General features: G+C 69.6%; 15 protein-coding genes. 7 read left to right on the top strand and 8 right to left on the bottom strand.

The genetic code is table 11. The annotated features are described in order from the left end of the window. Nucleotides 1-289 precede the first annotated feature (289 nt). The 4 genes from ACIRHA_RS13640 to ACIRHA_RS13625 all read right to left on the bottom strand — a co-directional run bounded on the left by ACIRHA_RS13640 (nt 290) and on the right by ACIRHA_RS13625 (nt 2529). Nucleotides 290-418 carry a hypothetical protein gene (locus ACIRHA_RS13640; protein WP_403844130.1) on the bottom strand — a complete coding sequence of 43 codons (129 nt, stop codon included), beginning with the start codon at nt 416-418 and terminating at the stop codon, nt 290-292. A gap of 130 nt (nt 419-548) precedes the next feature. Beyond that, nucleotides 549-785, bottom strand: a complete 237-nt coding sequence (locus ACIRHA_RS13635; protein ID WP_078992515.1) for a helix-turn-helix domain-containing protein — start codon at nt 783-785, stop codon at nt 549-551. Between the two features lie 35 nt (nt 786-820). Next, nucleotides 821-1588 (bottom strand): hypothetical protein, encoded by a 768-nt coding sequence (locus tag ACIRHA_RS13630; protein WP_403844128.1) that lies wholly within the window; start codon nt 1586-1588, stop codon nt 821-823. 809 nt (nt 1589-2397) lie between these two features. After that, nucleotides 2398-2529 carry a hypothetical protein gene (locus tag ACIRHA_RS13625; RefSeq protein ID WP_403844125.1) on the bottom strand — a complete coding sequence of 44 codons (132 nt, stop codon included), beginning with the start codon at nt 2527-2529 and terminating at the stop codon, nt 2398-2400. Here ACIRHA_RS13625 and ACIRHA_RS13620 point away from each other — a divergent pair. After that, nucleotides 2521-5055, top strand: a complete 2535-nt coding sequence (locus ACIRHA_RS13620; protein ID WP_403844123.1) for a tetratricopeptide repeat protein — start codon at nt 2521-2523, stop codon at nt 5053-5055. The two genes, ACIRHA_RS13625 and ACIRHA_RS13620, sit on opposite strands and share 9 nt — an antisense overlap. 30 nt (nt 5056-5085) lie before the next feature. Here the strand turns inward: ACIRHA_RS13620 and ACIRHA_RS13615 are convergent, their stop codons facing one another. Further along, a complete protein-coding gene (locus tag ACIRHA_RS13615; protein ID WP_403844120.1) occupies nt 5086-5988 on the bottom strand; it encodes a serine/threonine protein kinase in 903 nt (300 codons plus the stop codon). A 36-nt stretch (nt 5989-6024) separates the two neighbouring features. Here ACIRHA_RS13615 and ACIRHA_RS13610 point away from each other — a divergent pair, with 36 nt between their 5' ends. Genes ACIRHA_RS13610 through ACIRHA_RS13595 form a run of 4 tightly spaced genes read left to right on the top strand, consistent with a single transcriptional unit; the run spans nt 6025 to nt 15031 of the window. Next, nucleotides 6025-7587: a PD-(D/E)XK nuclease family protein gene (locus ACIRHA_RS13610; protein ID WP_403844117.1), complete on the top strand. Its 1563-nt coding sequence runs from the start codon at nt 6025-6027 to the stop codon at nt 7585-7587. Further along, complete coding sequence (locus tag ACIRHA_RS13605; RefSeq protein ID WP_403844114.1) at nt 7584-8729, top strand: hypothetical protein; 1146 nt, start codon at nt 7584-7586, stop codon at nt 8727-8729. The genes ACIRHA_RS13610 and ACIRHA_RS13605 overlap by 4 nt, the downstream gene beginning before the upstream one ends. Then, on the top strand, nt 8722-12231 hold the full coding sequence (locus tag ACIRHA_RS13600) for a hypothetical protein (RefSeq protein ID WP_403844111.1): 3510 nt from the start codon (nt 8722-8724) through the stop codon (nt 12229-12231). The genes ACIRHA_RS13605 and ACIRHA_RS13600 overlap by 8 nt, the downstream gene beginning before the upstream one ends. A 31-nt stretch (nt 12232-12262) precedes the next feature. Further along, entirely contained in the window at nt 12263-15031 is a 2769-nt protein-coding gene (locus tag ACIRHA_RS13595) for a pPIWI_RE module domain-containing protein (protein ID WP_403844108.1), read from the top strand. Nucleotides 15032-15320: 289 nt separating this feature from the next. Here ACIRHA_RS13595 and ACIRHA_RS13590 read toward each other — a convergent pair whose 3' ends face one another. Next, nucleotides 15321-15719, bottom strand: a complete 399-nt coding sequence (locus ACIRHA_RS13590) for a VOC family protein (protein WP_403844105.1) — start codon at nt 15717-15719, stop codon at nt 15321-15323. A gap of 101 nt (nt 15720-15820) precedes the next feature. Here ACIRHA_RS13590 and ACIRHA_RS13585 point away from each other — a divergent pair, with 101 nt between their 5' ends. Continuing rightward, nucleotides 15821-16804, top strand: coding sequence for a helix-turn-helix transcriptional regulator (locus ACIRHA_RS13585; RefSeq protein WP_403844102.1), 984 nt, complete (start codon nt 15821-15823; stop codon nt 16802-16804). 2 nt (nt 16805-16806) lie between these two features. On the opposite strand, the gene ACIRHA_RS13580 is transcribed toward ACIRHA_RS13585, so the two are convergent. Both ACIRHA_RS13580 and ACIRHA_RS13575 read right to left on the bottom strand, forming a co-directional pair. Then, the gene (locus ACIRHA_RS13580; protein WP_403844099.1) at nt 16807-17835 is read right to left on the bottom strand and encodes a LacI family DNA-binding transcriptional regulator; all 1029 of its coding nucleotides are present in this window, start codon (nt 17833-17835) and stop codon (nt 16807-16809) included. Then, on the bottom strand, nt 17832-20240 hold the full coding sequence (locus ACIRHA_RS13575) for a glycoside hydrolase family 2 protein (RefSeq protein WP_403844096.1): 2409 nt from the start codon (nt 20238-20240) through the stop codon (nt 17832-17834). Before ACIRHA_RS13575 ends, ACIRHA_RS13580 begins: the two co-directional genes overlap by 4 nt. A 212-nt stretch (nt 20241-20452) precedes the next feature. On the opposite strand from ACIRHA_RS13575, the gene ACIRHA_RS13570 reads away from it, so the two are divergent. After that, nucleotides 20453-21775 (top strand): ABC transporter substrate-binding protein, encoded by a 1323-nt coding sequence (locus ACIRHA_RS13570; RefSeq protein WP_403844492.1) that lies wholly within the window; start codon nt 20453-20455, stop codon nt 21773-21775.

Genomic DNA, 21775 nt, shown 5'->3' with positions numbered 1-21775 from the left:
AATGAGGTTCTGGGAGCGGTGCTGGCTTCTGGCAGTCTGCCGGGGGACTCCAACCTGGTCTTCGCTGAGAGCGACGCCGTGTGGGCGTCGCTTCCCCCAGTCCCGCCGGTCAGGGAAGATTGGGTGGGTGCCAGTCCTACGTGCCCACGACGACGAGGACCTTCGGGGGCATCCCCTCTAAGGCGGTCGTGGCGAGCGGTGCATAGGGCTGGGCCGCCGGGCCGTTCAGATCCGCGCCCCGGCCGGGCGCGGCGATCATGACGCGGGTGTCGAAGCGTACGTCGACGGCTCACCGGCAGGTTCGGGGTTGACGGGCCTCCTCGCCGTAGCTCGGGTCGGTGATCGCCGGCGGGTTCACGAACTGGCCGACGCGCGCGGGCTGTCGGCCGCCGAACCGCTCGGCGAAGAAGGAGGGCATCCCTTCGCCCTCCGATTGCCGAGCAGCCGTGGAGAACCGTGTGGCGCACGTCGGCGGCGAACGGCCCGTCGTAGGAGGCAGGGCCGTGCGGCTCCGTGGCCGATGCCACGGAGCCGCACAGTGGTTACCGTCAGAAGCCGACGCTCGGATCGTCCGTGTCCTCTTCCGGGTCCACGCTGTACAGCGGGCGGTCCTCGATCCCCAGGGCGCGCATCAGCTCGTTGGTCGGAATCCTGTACCTACGTCCGATGCGGAGGACGGGGCAGGGGAACTCGTGCTCGCGGATCAGCCGGTACGCGGTCGTCGAGCCGATTCCGAGTGCTCGGGCCGCCGTGCGCAGGTCCACTGCGACGGGCAGGTCGAACATCTCCGTGAAACTGAGGCGGCCCTCTGCCGGGTCCTTCACCCTCGCCTCCCCGCAGGGCGGACCGGCCGGGTGTCCGCGCGGCGCCCGGGCCGTCGCCTCTTCCCGGGGCTGTGACCCGCCGAACGGTCCTGTGACCCGTCGTCGGTCTCGATGAAAATTCCCTGTCGGCGCAGATGCTCCGGGCTCACCCGGAAACGCAGCGGTGCGCACAGCCCGTCCGGGCCGTCCGGACGGTCGACCCGTACATCCAGGCTCTCCGCCGCTGGAGCGTCCGCCACCTCGCCGGACGCAGTGAAAGCGTGCTCCTCGGTGATGCGTTCAATCTGGGTGGAGGGAAGTTCCCGCAGCCCTTCCCGGGCGAGATGCCACGCCCTGGCGCGCGCCGCGTGCAGCAGGGAGGAGTCGGTGAGACAGCTCGCGCCGTCCCGGTCCGCCAGCTTCTCCATGAGAGCCAAAACCATCTCGGCCTCCACGTCCGACCGGTCGGCCCGCAGGCGCGTGCAGACCCGATGGACCGTTCCGGCCAACCGGGGCAGGGCCAGCCAGATCGCCAGGAGTTTCCCCGTGCCGTCTGGAGTCAGGTCGCTCTGCGCCGTGCGGATGACCTCCTTCCAGACCGCGGTGGCGAACTGCGGGTCGGAGTCGGGGCCGTACAAGGCCTCGTGCGTCTCGGCGGCGGTCAGCCGGACCGGATCAGCCTCGTCGGCGTCCGTGGGGACGAGCACGAAGACCGTGTCACTGGTCCGGGGATCGTCGAAGTGCCGCCTCACCGAGGCGAACGCACTGCTGTGCGGTGGATACATCAGGAAATGTCCTCTCTTCAGACTGCAGAAACCTGGGTCCGAAGGTGCTGGAGATACCGAGATGCTGGACGAGGTGGGTCCCGTGGTGGGGACGTACTGCCTCATATCCGCGTCAAGCGGAGACGAGTCCCACCAGCCTCACTTTGATGCGTGAGCATGCGGTAGTGGTCTTCTCGACCAGGTAACGCCGCTTTTGACCACGAGCGTGTAACAAGCGCGGCAGCCAGGCCGCGAGCGCGCCAGTGACGAAGTTCGCGAGGCTGGTGGGTGCCCGTACAGAACGGGCACCCACGAACTATTGCGCTCAGGCGGTCTCGGAGGACGAGGTGTCCGGCGTTTCGTTGGGCCGGGTCGCCGGGATGGTGTCCTCAGTCCGGCCGGCCGCCCGTCGGCGGCGGCTCGGCGGCCAGTCGGGGGACTGGCGCAGACGGGCTGCCCGGCGGTTGCGCTGACGGCTGTTCATCGGGTTCGCGGTTCCTCTCTGATGAGTCGATGGGTGACTAAGCCGCCGTTTCGTGCTTCTGCGAGCGGCTGGTGCCATCGTGCCCGGGGGTGAAGCGGGGCCGCAGAGCCAAAACTGAGGGATGACTGAGTCCTCGGGGGCGTGAAGAAGCAAGCGCGTGTGAAGCGGTACAGCGCGGCGCACAGATGAAGGAGCGCCGGCGAGGGGCCGGATCACTGACTGCGGCGCGGTGAGGGGGAGGGTGATGGAGGGATGCGTGCTGGGCCCGGTGCGAGCGGAAGGGAACGGCGGCAGAAGGGTGGTCGAAGGGTCGAAGGTGGCTGCCCTGTTCGCCCTCCTGGTGACCTCACCAGGCTGCCGGTGTACCAGGAAGGAAATAGCCGAGGTCCTCTGGGAGGGCGACGAGGATGTCGGCGTCCGGGTTGACCGTGTCGTCGCCGACCTGCGGAAGCGGCTGGGCCAGGAGTCCGTGCCCCATAGCGGCAAGTCGGGTTACTGCACGCTCCGCGTCCCGGTGGGCGACGTCGACCTGCTCCGTTTTCGCGAAAAGGTGAAGCAGGCCGAGGGGCTGACCTGGAAAGCGCAGTTCGAGCTGCTCGGTGCGGCCTTGGAGGAGTGGAACGGCGAGGACGAACCGCTGCACGGACTGTCCGAGACCGGCTTCCACTTGCGTCGGGAGGAGCTACGGGCCGAGTTGATGGCCGCGGTGTATGCGCGGCTGGACGCAGCCCACAAGTCCATGGAGGTCAAATGGCTGCGAGAGGAGACGGAGAAATGGTTCGAGCGCGCGCCGGAATTACCCCAGATCTTCCGGTTCTACCTGCTCGCCCACGCAGACCTGCCGGGGTCCCAACTTGAGCGGCTCATCAAGAAGTGGGAGAAGCGCAACGGAAAAGCGGATCTCGATGTACAGACCGCCATCGCCCAGGTCCGGGGAGAGAGCCGCCGGTCGGGCGGGGTGCTCCTGCCCCCCGTTCCCGACCAGTTGCCCGGCGGTAGGCCCAAGCCGATCGGGCAGGACGAGCTGATCGGCGACCTTTTCAAGGCCGTGTGCGAGGAACAGGATGCCGGCAATCTGGCGCTGGTCCTGATCAGCGGCATGGCGGGTGTCGGGAAGACCACGGTGGCCGAGAACCTCGCCGGTCGGCTGCGGGAGCGGTTTCCCGACGGGGTGCTGTGCGGCGAGCTGAACGGATTCGCCGACGGAGACGTGCGGCCCGCCGAACCGGACGAGGTCCTGGACGGCTTTCTGGCCGCGCTGCCGCCTTACACCACGGTGACCGGAACGGAGAGCAAGAGTAACGCGCTGCGGTCGGCGCTGGCCCACCGGTCGGTGCTCATCGTCCTCGACGACGCGCTCAGCGCCCAGCAGGTGCTGCCGCTGCTTCCCGGAGACGGTACCTGCGCCGTGATCGTCACCAGTCGTAACGACCTCTTGCGGCTGAAGTCCGAGAGAAAGGTGCTGTTCCGCAAGATGGAGCCGCTGCACGAGGCGGACGCGCTGGAGGTGCTCCAGGAGAAAGTGTCGGCTGAGGACCGGGCCAAGCACGCCATGGCCTTCAGCGAACTTGTCGACCTCTGTGGCCGACTGCCGCTGGCCCTTGTGGTGGTGGCCCGGATCCTGGAAGGTGGTGCGCGTCCGCTGCACACCCTCCCTCTCCTGGTGCAAGAGATGAAAGAGGAGCGGAAGCGGGCGATGTTGGACACCCTGGACCTGCCCGAGCACGACCTGTCGGTCCGCGCAGCACTCAACTGCTCCGTGCGCGTGCTGAATGAGGAAGCCCGACTGCTGCTGTGGCAGCTCGCCGTCCACCCCGGGCCCAGCGCTTCCTGGGAGGCGGTGATGGATCTGGGACGGGCAGTGGACGAAGGGACGCGTACCGACCGGGCTCTGGTGGACCTCGTGGCGGCGAACCTCGTGGAACATCACGGCGACCGCTACGGGCTGCACGACCTCGTGCGGGCCTTCGCCCTTCGGCACGTGCGGCCGGTGTCGGACGGAGACAACGCGGAGACCGAGCGGGCGACCGTACGGCAGGTGCTGGAACACCAGTTGCACAACGTCCGAGCCTGCGACCGGGTGCTCGACCGCGAACGCACCCTGCCCACCGGCGAGCCCGGAGCGGTCCGGGTCACCGACCCCGCGGACCTCGCGGAGGCGATGGCGTTCCTGGACGAGGAGTACCCCACCGTCCAGCGAGGCATTCGCTTAGCGATCAATCGGCATATCGACCGGTACGTGTGGCTGCTTCCGATGGCCCTGGTCATCTACCAGTGGCGCCGTCGCCTGCTCGATCATGCGCGGCAGAACCTCCGGGACGCCGCCGAGGCGGCGGAAACCGTCGCCGGCCCGGTCGATTGCGCCATGGTCTACCGGTCGCTGGCAGGGACCCACTGGCGGCTCGGTGAGTACGACTTGGCTGTGGGCAGCCTGCGCAGGGCCATCCGGCTCAGCGAGGAGGACCGCAGCACGGAAGGCCGGCTAAGTCTGGCCCGTACGCTGCACCGGCTCGGACTCACCCTGCGCAAACAGGGCGACCGGACGGGAGCGGAGGAAGCGCTCGGCCGCGCACTGGAGTTGTGCCGGGAGGTGTCCGACCGGGTCGGGGAGGCGGCTGTGCTGAACGTCCTCGGCGCGATCGACCTCGACCGGGGCGAGGACGAGCAGGCGCTCCGTCGGTGCGCCGACGCCCTGGTCGTGGTGGAGCGCACGACGGAGCGCAGCGGCCTGGCCGATGTGCTGTTCACCCTGGCCAAGGTGCACCTGGCCCGTTCCGAACGGGACGATGCCATCACTCTGTACCGGCAGGCCTCCGACATCTACCGCGAGCAGGAGAACTGGCCCAACGAGGACAAGGTACGGATGCTCTTCGCTGATGTCCTGGTGTCCGTCGGCGACACCGACGCGGCGGTGCGGGAGTTGGAGAGAGTCATCATGCTGCGTGAGCTGATGGACGGTGAGGGGGTGCGGGAGGTCCGAGAACGGCTGGAAGGGCTGAGGTGACCCGCCCGGTCGGCGGCCGTCGGCTCACCGTCAAAGCCGGGGCAGATGTGTGCGGTAGTACTCGGTCGGGTCCGGGCGCAGGGGCTTCGATGGCCGTTGCGAGCCGAGCTGGGGTAGGTAGCAGCGGAGCCGATCGAACACTTCACGAACATCCGCGGGGCGTTCCGTCGCCTTCCACCGGACCATCCACAGTGCCAGGGAGGCGAACTCCGGAGGTAGTTTGGCGAGCCGATCGGCCGACAGCACCGGGGTGCCCTCTTCCGCCCGCTCGTCCTGTCCGCCGTAGGGGAGGCGCATCACGGTCATCTCCAGCAGGATGCAGCCGAGTGCGAAGATGTCCGCTTGCCGCGTCAGACCTGACGGGCACGCGTCGGACTGCTCGGGGGAGGCCCAGCCGCGCGTGCCGCGTGCGTATTCCGTCTCCTGATCCGCCACGACCGCGTGGCCCATGTCAATGAGCCGGAGACGGCCGTCCGGCTGCACGATGACGTTCTCGGGCTTGAGATCGCAGTGCACCAGATTCCGGTCGTGGACTTCTGCCAGGATTTCGCACAGTTGGCCGATGACGGCCGCAACGGTCCCAGGATCCTTAACGGGCAGGGCCGCCGACAGGACCTTCTGCAGTTGGTGCCCTTCGACAAATTCCATGACCAGGCACCGGCGTCGCCGATGTGTCCCCGTGGCGATGACTTCGGGAATCGCCTGAATTCCCGTCAGCATCATCATGCGTGCCCCCTCTTCGAGGAGTTCATCGCCGGCCCAGTGGAAATCGCTCTCGGGTCCGAGGTCCCGGGCCTTCTGAAGCTTCAACGCCACCTTCTGCCCGCTGTTGCGGTCACGCCCGAGGAAAAGGTCACCTTGGCCGCCGTCGCCGACGATGTCCAGCACTTCGTAGCGCCTCTCCACATCGCCGACCTCCTCGATCTCCCTCACGGCCATTCACCTTTCCGTACGGAAATGGAGCATGAGATGTCACAGCCATGGCTGCCCCCCGACGGGGTGACCCGCACGTCCGACGTCATCACGGTATCCGCCGGAATGTTCAAGGGGGGAGAGTTCCGATGCCCCGCCGCTGACGCTCTCAAGACCCGCGGTTACCACACCACCGACCCCGTACCGCGGCGCCGCGAGCGGTTGGAACACTTCACTCTGGGCCCCTTCATGGCTGCCTGCGACATCCGTTCGGGGCCTGCCGGCCACCCGCCCCGGACACGTACCGGGCCCTTGCACGACGGTCTGCGGACCTGGTCGGAGCACGGCGTTACGTTGTACGAGGCGGCCTTCCCCCTCGACCCGGAACGCCCCCTGCACGAGGTGCCCGAGCCGTGGACGTACCGCTACCGGCCGTCCGGTCCCGACCCGCGCGACGCCCAGGAGTACCGCCTCACCGTGTGGGGCCGCTGCCTGGCCTCCCCCGACGGTGCCTACCGCGAGCTTCGTCTGCCCGTGCACCGCCTGCGGGACCTGCCGCCCGACGGGTTCACCGCGGCCGCCGCCCTGGTGCTGGCCGAGGGCGCCCCCGGGCCACCGCCGGAGGACGTACGGATCGTGGAGTTCGCGCTCTTCGACGGCCGTACGCGGGAACTCTTCGCGGGAAGCCGGGAAGAGGCGCGTGCCCGGTACCGCGAACACGGCCCCGCTGCCCTGGCCGGCGTACTGGACGGACGGGAGTACCGCCCGGGGTCCGCCTGTGGCGGATGCCCCTACCTGTCGGTGTGCCCGGCCCTGCGCACAGCGCCCGGACTGCTGGGCATCGAGGCGCACGACCGGCCCCGCCGCACCTGGTCGGTCACCAACGGGCGGTCCTACCGAACCTGCCCGGCGCGTGACCATATGCGCCGCCTGCACCTGCCCACGGCGGATTCCGTCGAACGCGAGGTGACGGCCGAGCGCGGCCGGGCGCTGCACGCCTACCTCGCCGAACGGCACGCCCACGGATCGCCTCGGCCCTGCACGGTCGAGGTCCCCGAGGAGTGGGTACCGGAGGGATTCGACCTGCCCGCACACGAACGCGCACTCGGCGCCCTGCTGTTGCGGCGGCACGCCGCGGTCTGTCCGCTGCGGTATGTCGGAGACGGTACGGATGTGCGGACCGAGCCCCGGGTGGTGCGGCACGACACAGCCGCCGACGTGGTGGTCCTGGCCGCGCCCGACCTGCTCTACCGGGATGCCGGGTCATGGGTGTGGCGCGAGACCAAGACCTCCGTCATCGATCGGCGGTCCGACCGCCCCCTGCTGGAGCGTTATCCGCAGTTGGCCCTGGCCGTCGTGCTGATCGCCCGCGGTGACCTGGGCGGTGATCCGTTCCGCGCGCGGGTCGAGCTGGAGGTGCTGCGCCCCGGCGGCGCCGACCTGGAGATCATCGATCCCTTCGCCCCGGCCAATCGGGTCGCCGCCGAGGAGGTGCTGCGGGCGATGGTGGCCGACTGGCACGGGGACGACCAGTACGCGGCCCGGCCCGGACGCTCCTGCGAGCGGTGCGAAGCGGCCCGCTGGTGCACAGCGTCGTCCGTCAGCGAGGCTGTGGCATGAGGGCGGGGACGGCGGGCCGGGCCGACCGGCCGGACGCCGATGAGGCGCCCGAGGGCGTGGGCAGCGACCTCTTCGGCGAACTCGCCCGCATGGTGGCGGCTCTCTCCGAGGTCCAAGGGCTCCGCTCCTTCACCCTGCCCTATCCCGGCCTCGCCCAGCGGGCGCTGGATCACACGGTGATGCGCTGCCTCGATGCGGGGGAGGCGCCGCCGAGGAGTCTTCCGGAGCTGTGGGAGTGGTGCCGGACCAGGCCGTCCGACGACCCACTCTTCGCGGTCCCCTCCTCCCAGGTCTCGCCGGGCACCACGCTGGTGCACCAGGTCGGCCGGATGCCGACCCGGTCGTGTCTCGAGGTGGCCTCGCACGGACCGGACGGAGGTGTGGCGGGCCACGCCCGCGCGCTCCTCGGGGACCTGCACGCGCGGAGTGGAACGGAAGAGCGCTACCGGCAGTGCCGGGTGTTCCTGGCGCGTCACCCGGTCGTCCACCAGCAGGACCGCTTCGCGTCGGGTTGGAACAGGGCCGTCTGGAGCCGGGTCAAGAGCCTCTACGGTCCGTTGCCCGAGTTTCTGCTCGTTGACGGAGACTTCCTGTACTGCCCCTCGTGCAGGCTCCCCGCGCTACCCCGGGACAGTGCCGTGCCCGTACCCGGGCCGTCCGGCACCGGCGCGGAAGCCTGGTGCGAGGGGGAGGGTTGCCCGTGCGATGCCCCTCAGCGGCTCATCCGTGAGCCGGACCAGGCGTGGATCCTGCAGCGCTCGCTGCGGTGGTACCTCGTACTGCCGCACCGCACCGACGAAGCCGCCCGGGAGGCACTGGAGCGCGCCGAAGTCGCGTACGAGCCCCTGCCCGGTCTTCTGCCCGCCTACCGGCTCAGGGATACCGGCCCCCGCATCGTGGACATCCAGGTGTACGACCGCTTGCAGCCGGCGCTCCTCGCAGCCCATCTCACCGACAACACACCCCTCGCGGACCGCACCCTCGTCGTGGTTCCCGACGCGCTCGCCGGACGGGACGGCTACCGGCAGGCCTTCACCGATGCGCTTCCCGCGCTCCTGCGGGATCGGCTGATGCTCACCACCCCCATGGACCTCGTGCCCGACCTGGGACAGGCCCGGCGAGAGGAGAAGGACGATGCGTAGCATCACCCCGCCCTTGACCGACGTGTTCAACGCGCTCAAAGCATTCCTGGGGTCCTCCGTGCCCCAGCCCGCGCTGGAAGCCCTCTGCCAGGTCGAACTCGGCCTGTATCTCCAGCAGAAGATGATGCCGGGCAGCCCCGCGGGCAGCGCCTGGGTGCTGTTCAGCGGGTACGGGTTCGCCGAGGCGCACCGGGCACCGCTGCCATCCGATGCGGCGAAGACCCTGCGTATCGCCAGGTACTCGCTGTGGACGCTGCGCCGGAGCCGTACCTGGCTCGAGGCGCTGGACACCTACCAGAGGTTCGACCCCAGGGTGCGCGCCTACGACGTACCGGACGCCGAGACACCCGCTGCCCGCCGCGACCTCTCCGTCGCCGGCGACCGCTTCGCCGTCTACGAGCAACTGCTGCGTGCCGCACCGCCGCTGGCGGGCAGGGGCCTGCCGGTCGCGGGTCAGGGCCCGCACGCCTTTTCCGTCAGTCGCACCATGGCCGTCGTCGACCTGCCGCCGGTCCCCCGCATCCCCCTCGTCGCCCACGACATGGACCTGGAACCGGCCGGCGGCGGCGAGCCCTTGATCTTCACCAGGGAGGACCTGGAGCGCACGGCGGCGGAGATGGACGCCCAACACGCTCGCTCCGGCAAGGGCCGGGCACCACGGTGGCTGGAGCGGCTACGGTCGTTCGACCTGTCCACCAAGGAGAACGGAACCTTCCACAAGGCGAGAAAGGACGAGGACTTCGCCTTCACGGTCGACGGCATCCAGCACCTGCTCGGCATCGTCGGCGCCGGCAAGAGCACACTGCGCGACATCATCGCCGTCCATCTCGCCAAGCTGGGCAAGCGCACCACCATCGTCGTCACCGATGTCGCGGAGGTGCTGAAGCTCGTCCGGCTCTACGACCTCTACACCGACGGCGCCGCCGCACCCGTGCTCGGCTCCTCGGGTCGTGAGCGGCACGCCCAGCGGTTGCACCGTCGGCTGGCGGGCCGCGGCGAGCACCGACTGCTCGCCCACGACGACCCCGCCTTCGTCTACCTCGGCACGTCCTGCCTGCTCAACGTCAGACGGCAGGACGCCACGTCGACGACCGACCCCCTCGCCTACGGTGAGGCACCCTGCTCCCGGCTCCGACCCCCCTCGGCCCTGCGGCGTAACCCGAGCGACGGACGGCACTCCGCGTGGCAGAAGAGGGTGACGAGCTGCCCGTACTGGTCCGCCTGTCCACGTCACCACGGAGCTCGGACCCTGGTCGGCGCCCTGATCTGGGTGGCCACCCCGGCCGGGCTGATCGACGCCTCGCCGCCCCGCCCTCAGAACGGCGAGCGCATCCGCTTCCTCGAACTCGCCTGCCGCCGTAGTGACCTCGTGATCATCGACGAGGCCGACCGTGTCCAGATGCAGCTCGACCGGACCTTCGCACCCGCCGTGGTCCTCGCCAGCGACGAGGACAAGGGCCTCATCGACCAGCTGAGCCGGCACAAGATCCGGGAACTCGCGGCCGGCGGACGCACCCAGCTCTCCGAACGGGACGTCGATACCTTCGCCGCCGCCCTCAACACCGCAGGCGCGGCCACCGACCGGCTGTACGCGATGCTCGTCGCCGGGTACGAGCTGCGCAAGTGGGTGCGGACGGGCTACTTCAGCGCCTGGACGCTCCAGCTGGGGCTCCTCGACGAACGCTACGAACTCCCCGACGACAGCGGTCCGGACCACCCTCATCACGCCCCCCGCGAGACTCTCGGAAAACTGCTCGACGCGTTCCGGGACAACCCCTTCGGTGACCGTCACCGCAGGACGGAGGAGGACTTCAGTCGGCTTACCGCCCTCCTCAACGAACTGCTCCACACCGGAAATCCGGAGAACACCCGGCGCCGCCTTACCGAGGTCATGGACGAGGTCTTCGCCATCGACCCGAAGTACATGGCTGCCCGGCAGCGGAAGTACCAAGAGGCGTACGACGAGTGGCGGCGCGAGGAGGAAGAACAGGAGAAGAAGCGCGGGCGCCGTAGGAAGCCCAAGACTCCGCCCCAGACTCCCGAGGAATGGCGGAAGCAACTCGCGGAGCGCTTCGAGTTCACACTGTTGCTCAGCGCCCTGGAACCACGGCTCGCCATGATCAACGCCATGTGGCCCCGCGTCGAGGCTTCCCTCAGCCTGGGCTTCAACACGATGTACCGCCGGCCGCTCGACTACGGCCCGATGGTGCCCGAGGCCCCGATGGGCAATGTGCTCGGCTTCCAGTTCCGGGTCCCGGGTGAGGACAAGGGTGGAGTCCGCAGCGGCGAACTGACCTTCTTCCGGTGCAGCGGTGTCGGGCGTGAGCTGCTGCGCGCCATCCCCGATCTCACCTCCGTAGACGGCAGGCCCGGTGCCCACTTGCTGCTCATGTCGGGCAGTAGCTGGGCGGGCGCGTCCAGCCGCTACCACGTCTGTGTCCCGGTCGGTGTGGTCATCGAACCACCGGCCGAGGCGACCGAACGCATCGCCAACGAGAGCTCCATGCGCTTCGAGTTCATCGACGACGGCGACGAGAAACTGCGCATGTCGGGAACCCACCCGGACGACCGCCCGGAGAAGCTGCGCCGCATCGCGTGCCATTTAGGTGAGGGCGGAGACGAGTACGAGGTCACTGGCGGCGGTCCGCTCCAGCAGGAGTTGCTCTCTCTTCCTCCAGGGCGCGACCAGATCCTTCTGCTGGTCGGCAGCTATGCCGAGGCACGTGTGGTGGCCGACACACTGCACAACCTCAACGTCCGCTGGCGCAACAAGGTGCTGTGCCTGGTGTCGGACGATGAGGAGATCACCGCGGAGGACGAGGCGCCGTCCGCCTACCACGCCCGATCACTGCGCCGGGGCGACGTCGAGCACCTGAAGGACCTCGAGGCGGACATCCTGGTGGCGCCCCTGCTTGCGCTGGAACGCGGCCACAACATCCTCAACGAGGACGACGAGGCGGCCATCGGCACGGTCTACTTCCTGGCACGGCCCCATCCGCACCCAGAGGACCTCCACTTGGCCGTCAATGCCGTCAACGACTGGGTCGTCCGCGCCGTCACCGGCGGTGACTTCGCCACCCTGGTGCAGGGAAAACCCACCGTCGAGGAAGGAGCGGAGGAGTTCCGCCGCCTCGCCCGTTCGTACTGGTACCAGGTACTCGCCCGTTCGATGGCGTGGAGCCGTCTCGACGACGATGTACGGGAACAGGTCACCTGGGACATGCTGGTCCTGTTGTGGCAGGTGATCGGGCGACTGGTACGCGGTGGCGTACCGGCCCGGGTGGTCTTCGTCGACGCCGCCTTCGCCCCCAACCGCGGCGCCGTACCGGCGCGGCCCGACACTCCCGAATCCAGTCTGCTGCACAGCGTCCTCGCCGTCCTGGACCCGTATTTCGACGGCGGCACGACGACCGCGGAGGAGCAGTTCATCGTCCGCGCCCTGTACGCGCCACTGCGCAGCATGCTCACCCGCCTGCTCGCCGCCGTACCCGCCCACCCGTAAGCACCGAACCCCTGTCCCAGGAGGTAATTCCGTGTACCACCACATTCGCGTCGCGGCCTACGAACCCGACCCGCTCCACGGACCCTGGCGGGAGGAGATGAAAGTGCTGCGGCTCGGCGAGGACCTGCACGCCGAGCTCACCGGGATGCGTGCCGAGGCGGACAAGAACTCCGTCCACCCCCACCGGCTCCCAGTGCGCAGGCTCAACTCCCTCCTCCAGGCGATGGCGCCAGGCGTCATCGCGACTGGCCGCAACGCCGGGACGGATGGCCGTCTGCCGTGGCTCTACGCGCGGGAAGCCGTCCCGCCGGACGTGCTGGCCCCGGTGGTAGGAGCTTGGGCGGCGGGCATGCACCGGGAGGACGACGACTCGGAGGGCGCCGATCTCGAGGAGCGGCTCCGCTCCGGTGACCCGGCCGAGACGTTACGTCTGCCCCACTGGGAAACGGAACCGGTGGACCTCGCCGAGAGCGTGCTCTCGGCGGGCGGAACCGCCGAACCCGCTGCGCGGCTCTACAGCCTACTGCCCGAGTGGATTGCCTTCCGGCTGGCCGCCCGGACGTTCCGCACGGGCGGCACCACACTCCACTTCCGCGTCGAGAGCTCGGGTGACGGCGCGCGACTTGTCTCCTGGCCGCCTCAGCGATACGAGCGCCGACGGCAGACCTGGTACTACTCGGCCTGCCTCACCATCACCGTCCACACCGTGCCGTTCGCCCCGCGGTTCCGCGTCCATGTGTCCACCCAGGTACGCCGGTGGGCCACCCGACTGGACGTACGCCCCCACCAGCTCGGCGGTACGACCGTCCTGCTCGACGCTCCACTGCCATGGCCGGAAGGGCCGGACCGGGGCCACCGGCTGATGGTGAACACGCTGGGCTACGACCGGCGGTCGAAGGAACTGGCCTGGCGTCGGCACAGCCCCGCACCGCTCGTGCCCGAGCTGGACATCGTGCGCAACTATCCCCGGCCCGAAGCGCTCTTCTCCGACCCCGAACGCTGGATCAACGGTTCCGGGGACGTGGCCGCCGGCATCGTCTACCACCCGTCGATCGGCCCGCACGAGGTCGGACCCGGGCTGATGCCACGGGAGCGGGCGGATCTGGACGCCTGGGTCGAGGAAGGGCTGCGCCCCCTGCTGACCCGGGTCCCCGACCTCACGCGCGTCTCCCGGAGCAACACACCTTCCCTGCTGCCCCGTTCCGGCGCCGGACGCGTCCCGGGCGTCCGCGACGCCCAGCTGGCTCTGCAACGGCGGGCGGCGCTGACACGCGCACTGAACGGCCGCCCCCTGGAGATCGACGTCTTCTGGCAGTCCCCGGAAACCCGTGTGGCGCTGCTCACCGAGCTGCCCAAGCTCATTGGTCTTCCCGCCGGGCAGCAAGTGCCGTCGGCCGACGGGGAGACCTGGCAGTGGCAGTGCGAGGGGGTCGACATCCGCGTCCGGGCCCGGCCCGCGGGACCCTTGGCCGACGCCCTGCCGACCACCCGAACCCGCAGGCGCCTCAGGGCCGTCCGGCTGGCCGAGGCCATCGAAGGGCGCTGCGGGCTCGTGGCGGACCAGGCGGACCCGCTCCTCGGCGGGGCCGGAGTCGTGATCACGGAGATCGCCGGCAAGGAGCGCTTCGCCGCCGTCCCGGACTCCGACCCCAAGCACGCGCTGCGCATCGCCTGGACACGGCAGGGACGGCTGACCCAGTTCGTGAACTCGCCCGACGACACCGACAGCGCTCTGGAACACCGGGCCAGGTGGACCTGGCTGGACGCCTTCCGGCAGCTGGGCGCGATCAGCCCGCCCGCCCATCGGGTGGGAGCCGGCATTCCGGGCGACCTTCAGTACGCGGCGCTCTGGCTCGTACGCCACACCAGGAAGGGGCCCACGCGATGCCCCGTCCACCGGCTGGTGGCGGTGCGGGTGCGCCCCGGGGACGGACCGGGCGTCATCGAGGGGTGGGACGCAGAACGAGCCGAATGGGTGCCGTATCCGAAGCTGTTGCTGCTGCTCTCCCAGGCACGGGAACCGGCGGCGAGCGGCGGGAAGGAGACCGGCACGGGGAAGCTCGTCGATGACTCGGCAGCCCCGGGAGGATCCCGGCCCGCTGCCCGCCAGGGCGTGGAGCAGGACAGGCAGCGGGAGACCGAGCGGCAGATCCGGGCACTGCTCTTCCAGCTCCGCGACCGCCCGACGCTGCTGCTGGCGGACGCCGGAAATCTACGCCAGTGCTGGCCTGGCCTGCGCAACGGTGCACTGGACCGCGACATGCTCGGCTTCGGGGCCGAACCCGCCCAGCGGCACACGCTCTACGGCCACGACCTGCGGGTGCTGCTCGTACGGGACGCCAACGCCCGGGGCGAAGTGGCGGAGTGGTACGCCCACGACACCGAGGACGGGGTCGGCTTCGCCGAGGGTGTGTGGGGGACGGCGGATACGGAGGGCCGTGTCTTCGCGAGTACCGCCTCGAAGCCGCACACGGTGGCGAAACTGCCGAAGGGGCTCATGAAGCTGGCGCCCACGGCACAGGGCCGGACAGCGCCCGGGAAGACCGCGTGGAACCCCGCACAACTGGAGATCACCGTGCTCGGCTGTCTGTCGGAGAAGGCGCTGATGGACTCGGGACGTGCGGGTGACCCGCCCGACCGGCCGGCGGAGTGGGCGACGCTCACGCACCAGCTGCGTTACCACGACGACTACCCGCCGCTCGCCCGGCCTCTCCCGCTGCACTTGGCGCGTCTCGCCGGTGAGTACGTGCTTCCGGTGGCCGGACCGAAGCCGGCGGGGAGCACGTCATCCGCTTCCTGAGCGAGGTCGCTCGTGTGAGCGCCGAAGCCTGAACCTGACCACGGGGACGGAGTCTGGTGCACCGCTTGCTGGGATCACTGGGCGTCCGCCGTGACGCTTGTTTGACGCTCTTCGCACCTGGTGGCCCCAAGACGGAGGCGAGGGACGGACCTGACCTGCGGTTTCTCTGAGTTCACCTGGGTGACATGCTTCCGATGACGCATCACGTGGAGTGCGTGGCGATTCTGGAGCCGGTGAAGAAGGACGCCTGACGCTCGTCGCGGGCTTGGCGGCGCTCGGAGTGCGGGCGTCACCGCCCGAACTTCGCGACCGCCTCCGCGGTGACCGGGGTGAAGAAGTTGACCAGGTTGCCGTCGGGGTCGCGGAAGAGGAGGGAGCGGTTGCCCCAGGGCATTGTGGTGGGCTCGGTGACGAAGTCCGTCACGTAGTCGGTCAGGTCCTTGTGGGTGCGGTCCACGTCGGCGACGAGGAACTCGGTGATCACGCTGTGGTTGGCCGCCGGGCGGGCCGAGTCCGGGGCGAACAGCGGGACCGTGCGGGTGCTGGCGATCGCGAGCGTGGCGCCCGGCGTGCGTAGTTCGGCGAAGTCCTCGGTCGCCCACGTCGCCCGCACGCCCGTGGCCCGTTCGTAGAACTCGACGAGGCGTGCGACGTCGGCCGTGATGATGCGGATCGATACGAAGTCCATGAGGTCTCCCTGAGCTCTGGCGGGTCGGGTGCTTCGCAGGCTAGGACGGATAGGGGACAGAATCGGTCCGGTATTCGGGAGCGGCGCGTTAGTCTGCGGGGATGTCCCGACCTGCCGGCCGTGTGCTCACCCTCCTGGAGTTGTTGCAGTCCGGCGGCACCCGGACCGTCGCCGAACTCGCCGACCGGCTCGGCGTCGACGGGCGCACCGTGCGGCGGTACGTCGACCACCTCATCGACCTCGACGTGCCCGTGGAGTCGGTGCGCGGCCGCTATGGCGGGTACCGGCTGGGCCCCGGTTACCGGCTGCCCCCGCTCATGCTGAGCGACGACGAGGCGCTGGCCGTGCTGCTCGGCCTGATCGCCGGCCGGCGGGCGGGGCTGACGGCGGCGGGGGACACGGCGAGCGAGACGGCCGCGGCGAAGATCCGGCGGGTGCTGCCCAAGCCGGTCGCCAGGCGGCTCGACACACTCCTGGACTCGCTCGCCTTCACGGAGCGGCCTGGCGAGCGGGCCCCCGCCCCGGACTCCGAGGTGCTGCTCACCCTCGCCGACGCGGTGCGCCACCGGCGCCCCGTCTCGATCCGGTACGTCGACGGGGAGGGGCGGCGCAGCGAGCGCACGCTCCATCCGTACGGGATCGTCGCCCACGCCGGCCGGTGGTACGTCGCCGGTCGGGACGCCGGGCTCGGCGAGGACCGGACCCTGCGGCTCGACCGGATCGTGGACGCGAGGGCGCTGCCGGGGACGTTCGAGGCGCCCGAGGAGGGTGACGGGCCAGAGCCGGCGCAGCGCGTGCTGGCGGGGCTTGCCACGGCCGCGTACCGGTACGAGGTGACTCTGCGGATCCATGGAACCGTCGAGCAGATTCGGGCTCAACTCCCTGCGAGTGTCGCGGTGTTGGATGAGGCCGAGCCCGCCGCCGAGCGCCGTAGGTGCGTCGAGCTACGGGCGCAGCGGCTCGACTGGCTGCCCCCGGTGCTCGCCTCGCTCGACCGGCCGTTCGTCGTCGAGCGGCCCGCCGAACTCCGCGAGCTCGTAGGTGAGTTCGCCGAGCGTCTTGCGTCGTATGCCCGTCGAAACTGACGTCACCCCCGAGGCGGCGCCGTCGAGCCCCGCGGTGTCAGCGAAGGTGTCGGCACCGGGCCCGGGTTCGCCGGGTTGCCCGCGATGATGTCGAAGAGGACGCGGGTGACCTGCGCCCCGAAGCTGTGCACGTCGTGGCTCATCGCGGACAGCGTGGGGTGGGTGAGGCGGCAGAGCTGGGAGTCGTCCCAGGCAAGGAGCGAGAGCTCGTCCGGGACCGCCACCCCCATTTCCGCGGCGACCCCGAGCCCGGCCACCGCCATGATGTCGTTGTCGTAGACGATCGCGGTCGGGCGGTCGGGGCGCAGCAGGAGGGAGCGCGTGGCGCGGGCCCCCTCCTCGTCCGCGAAGCCGGTGGTGAGGTGCAGGCTCGCGTCGAGGCCGAGCCCGCGCAGCGTCGACTGGAACGCCTCCTCGCGGATCGCGCTGTGCCCGAGGTCGGCCGGGCCGCCGACGCGGGCGATCCTGCGGTGGCCGAGCGCCGCGAGATAGCGGACGGCCTCCGTCATCGCGGTGGCGTCGTCGGTCCACACGGAGGGCAGGCCACCCGTGAGGTCCGGGTGGCCGACCGCGACGGCCGGGAGGCCGAGGCGGGTGAGTAGTTCGACGCGCGGGTCGTCCTGGTGGAAGTCGACGAGCACGCTGCCGCCGATCTGCCGTTCGCGCCACCACGTCTCCTGGAGCGCGATCTCCTCCTCCAGGCTGCTGACCAGGCGGAGGAGTAGGGAACAGGAGTGTTCGGCCAGGACGCTCTCGATGCCGGAGATGAACTCCATGTAGAACGGTTCGAGGCCGAGCAGCCGGGCCGGACGGCACAGGGCGAGCCCGATCGTGTCCGTGGTGCGCCGGGAGAGGCTGCGTGCCGAGGAGTTCGGCGCCCAGCCCAACTCCCGTGCGGCGGCGAAGATCCGCTCGCGGGTGGACTCCGAGAGCCCCGGCTTCTGGTTGAACGCGATCGACACCGCGCCCTTGGAGACCCCCGCAGCCGCCGCGACGTCCTTGATGGTGACGTTCCGGATGGGGGCGCTCACGCCGGTTCCACGCAGAAGAGGGCGGCGCGGACGGCGTTGGCTCCCGCGCCGCGTGCGCCGGTGAGGCGGATCCGGGCGCGTTCGCCGGGCAGCAGCGTGACCAGGCCTCGGTCGGCGCGTGCCTGCGGGGCGACACGGTCGGGCTGGAGCAGCAGGTCGCGTACGAGGGTCTGGGCGGTCACCACGACGTCGACTGTATCCGGGTCCCCGCCGACGGTCTCCGTCACGACCGTGAAGCGGGGCTCGGGGTAGCCGAACTCCTTGTCCCGTACGGGGAAGTGCAGTGCACGCAGGCCGTCGGCGTCCGCCACCAGGAACTCCTTCGCCGAATCCGGCGCGGGCGCCAGTGAGCGTGGCACCGGCACCCGCGTCACCTGACGCGCGCCCGCGGTGGCCCGCAGCCGGGTCTGCCCGGCCATGGTCCCGTCGGCGCGCATGAGGCGCAGGGTGACGGTGGTGGTCCAGGGCGTGGCGCCCAGGTTGGACAGCACCAACTCCGGTTCACCAACCGCCGGCTGGAGGCTGAGGAGTCGGTCCGCGTACACCCGGCGCAACTCGTGGTGGAGCGGCTTGAGGCGGCCGTCACCGTCGACCGCGGACCAGGAGCTGACCGGCCAGCAGTCGTTGAGCTGCCATACGACGGTGCCCGCGCAGCGCGGCCAGTTGGCGCGCCAGTGCTCGATGCCGGTGGCGACGGCGCGGGCCTGCACGACCTGCGTCAGATAGTGCCAGCGGTCGAAGTCGCCCTCGGGCGCGGCGAAATGACGCTCCAGGCCGCGTTGAAGCTTGCCGTTCCCGTCCTCCGCCTTCTGGTGGTGCAGCATGCCGGGGGAGTCCGGCGCGAGTCGCTCGCCGGGCAGGGTGCGGCGCAGTGTGGTCACCGCGGGCGGCGCCTGCCAGCCGAACTCGGCGACGAAGCGCGGGACTTCGTTCCGGTACTCGGTGTAGTCGAGCCGGTTCCACACCTCCCACGAGTGGAACGTGCCGTGCTCGGGGTCGTTGGGGTGGTGGTCCCAGGAGCCGGACCAGGGGCTGCCGGCGGTGTACGCGCGCGTGGGGTCCAACTCCGCGACTACGCGCGGCAGGAGGCCGAGGTAGTAGCCCTCGCCCCAGGAGTTGCCGGCGAGTTCGTCCTCCCAGCCCCACTCGCGAAAGCCCCACAGGTTCTCGTTGTTGCCGTTCCACAGGACGAGGCTGGGGTGCGGCATCAGGCGCACCACGTTCTCGCGCGCCTCGGCCTCCACCTCGCCGCGCAGTGGCTGCTCCTCCGGGTAGGCGGAGCAGGCGAAGGGGAAGTCCTGCCAGACCATGAGGCCCAGCTCGTCGCACACGTCGTAGAAGGCGTCGTCCTCGTAGATGCCGCCGCCCCAGATGCGGACGAGATCGACGTTCGCCTCGGCGGCCTGGGTGAGGCGGGTGCGATAGCGCTCCGGGGTGACGCGGGAGGGCAGGACGTCGTCGGGGATCCAGTTGATGCCGCGTACGAAGACGCGGACGCCGTTGACGACGAAGGTGAAGCCGGTGCCGTGGTCGTCGGCGCTCTGGTCGATCTCGACGGTGCGAAAGCCGATGCGGTGCTGCCAGGTGTCCAGCTCGGCCGTTCCCGTGTCGTCGAGAAGCGTCAACTCGACGTCGTACAGTGGCTGTTCGCCGTATCCGCGTGGCCACCAGAGGTGTACGTCGGGGACGTCCAGGGCGAGTGTGGCCGCGTCACCCTCCACGGATACGTGTGTCTCGACGCCCGCCACCGAGGCCCGCGCCGTCAGTGGTCGTCCGGAGCCACGTTCGGTGCGCTCCAAGTCAACTCGTAGCTCTACGCGTCCTGTTGTGCCGTCGACCGTAACCAGTGGACGGACCTTCGCGAGGCGTGCCGTCGACCAGCGCTCGATCCGGACCGGGCGCCACAGGCCCGCCGTCACCACGGTGGGCCCCCAGTCCCAGCCGAAGGAGCAGGCCATCTTGCGGATGTACTGCGACGGCGCGGGATAGACGTTGGGGCGCTCGCCGGTCAACTCCCGTATGGCGGCGGCCTCTTCGTAGGCAGAGGCGAACTCCACCCGCAGCTCGCCGGAGCGGCCGGTGACGTCGAAACGGTACGAGCGGTGCATGTTGCGCGTGCGGGCGAGCGACTGCCCGTCGAGAGTGATGCGGGCCGCCGTGTCGATGCCGTCGAATACCAAATCGGCCCGCTCGTGGGCACTTTGAGTCGCGTCCAGCGGGCGTGTGTACGTCCAGGATCGCCGGCCCACCCACTCGACCTCGTGCTCGTTCGTGCCGAGGAACGGGTCCGGGATCAGGTCTGCGGCCAGCAGGTCGGTGTGGACACAGCCGGGGACGCGGGCGGGGATCCCGGTCCCGTCGTGATCGAGGCTCCAGTCCTCGCCGAGCTGGACGGCGTCCTTCATGGTGCGGCTCCCATCGGGCGTACGGCAGGCCTGAGTTCGAGTTCAGCGCCAACCTAACTCCGGTTCAGTGAACCGGTCTAGTCCCCTTCTCTGAAGGCTCTTTGCGGTCTTGTCGTACCAAAGGGCTTTACCGGTTCACCGTTCGCTGCCATAGTGCCGTCAGCCGCTGGGCCGGAGCCGTCAAAACCCGCGAAGGAGTGGGGCACATGAGGATGAAGCCGAGCAAGCCGTTGGGCGTCGCGCTGCTCGCCACCGCGATGCTGGCCGTCGCGGGGTGCAGTGGAGGAAGCACGGGGACGGGAGGGGAGGCGAAGGCTCCGACCGATCCCAAGGACGTGTCGGGCAGCATCACCGTCCTGACCCACCGCACCGATCTCGTACAGAGCGGCGCGATGAAGAAGTACGCCGCCGAGTTCAACAAGACGTACCCCAAGGTGAAGGTCAAGTTCGAGGGCATCACCGACTACGAGGGCGAAGTCAAGATCCGCATGAACACCGAGAACTACGGTGACGTGCTGATGATCCCCGGCGTCATCGCCAAGAACGACTACCCGAAGTTCTTCGCCCCGCTCGGTGACACCTCGGACCTGAAGAAGACGTACCGCTTCACCGGAAAGACGGACGTGAAGGGGAAGACGTACGGCATCGCGAGCTTCGGCACGGTCAATGGATTCCTCTACAACAAGGCCGTGTGGAAGAAGGCCGGCATCACCAAGTGGCCAACAAAACCACAGGAGTTGCTCGACGACCTCAAGGCCGTCAAGGGGAAGACGGACTCGGTGCCGTACTACACGAACTTCAAGGACGGCTGGCCGCTCAGCAGTCCCTGGTCCAACTCCATCGGCTCGGTGAGCTGCGACGTGCTCGCCAACGACAAACTCGCCGACGACAAGAAGCCGTGGGCGGAGGGCAGCGACCTCAACGTCATCGACACGCTGCTTTACGACATCGTCCACGACAAGTACGCCGAGAAGGACCCGACCACCACCAACTGGGAGAACTCCAAGAACCTGCTGGCCAAGGGGAAGATATCGAGCATGCTGCTCGGCTCCTGGGCCGTCACGCAGATGCAGGACGCCGCGAAGAAGGCGGGTGAGAACCCGGACGACATCGGGTTCATGCCGTTCCCCGTGCAGAAGGACGGGAAGTTCTGCGCGACCCTGCTCTCCGATTACCAGCAGGCCGTGAATATCCATTCCGAGCACAAGGCTGCCGCTCGGGCGTGGATCGACTGGTTCACCGGGAAGTCCGGGTACGCGGCCAAGGAGGGGGCGGTCTCCGCGGTGCGCTCCGCGCCGATGCCGGTGACGCTGAAGTCCTACGAGGACAACGATGTCAGGTACATCGAGCGGTCGGAGGCCGAGACGGCGCGGGTCAATGCCATCGACAATGCGGCGGAGATCGGGTTCAGCAAGCCGGATTATCGGCAGAAGCTTGTCGATATTGCGCGGGGGGCGCAGAAGGGGTCGTTGGAGGGGTATCTTGCCGAGCTCGACGAGCGGTGGAGTGGTGCGGCCGCGAGTGCGGGTGGGTGA

It is taken from the genome of Streptomyces sp. NPDC102360 (assembly GCF_044766085.1).
Classification (GTDB): Bacteria; Actinomycetota; Actinomycetes; order Streptomycetales; family Streptomycetaceae; genus Streptomyces.
This window is presented reverse-complemented; position numbering and strand designations above follow the sequence as displayed.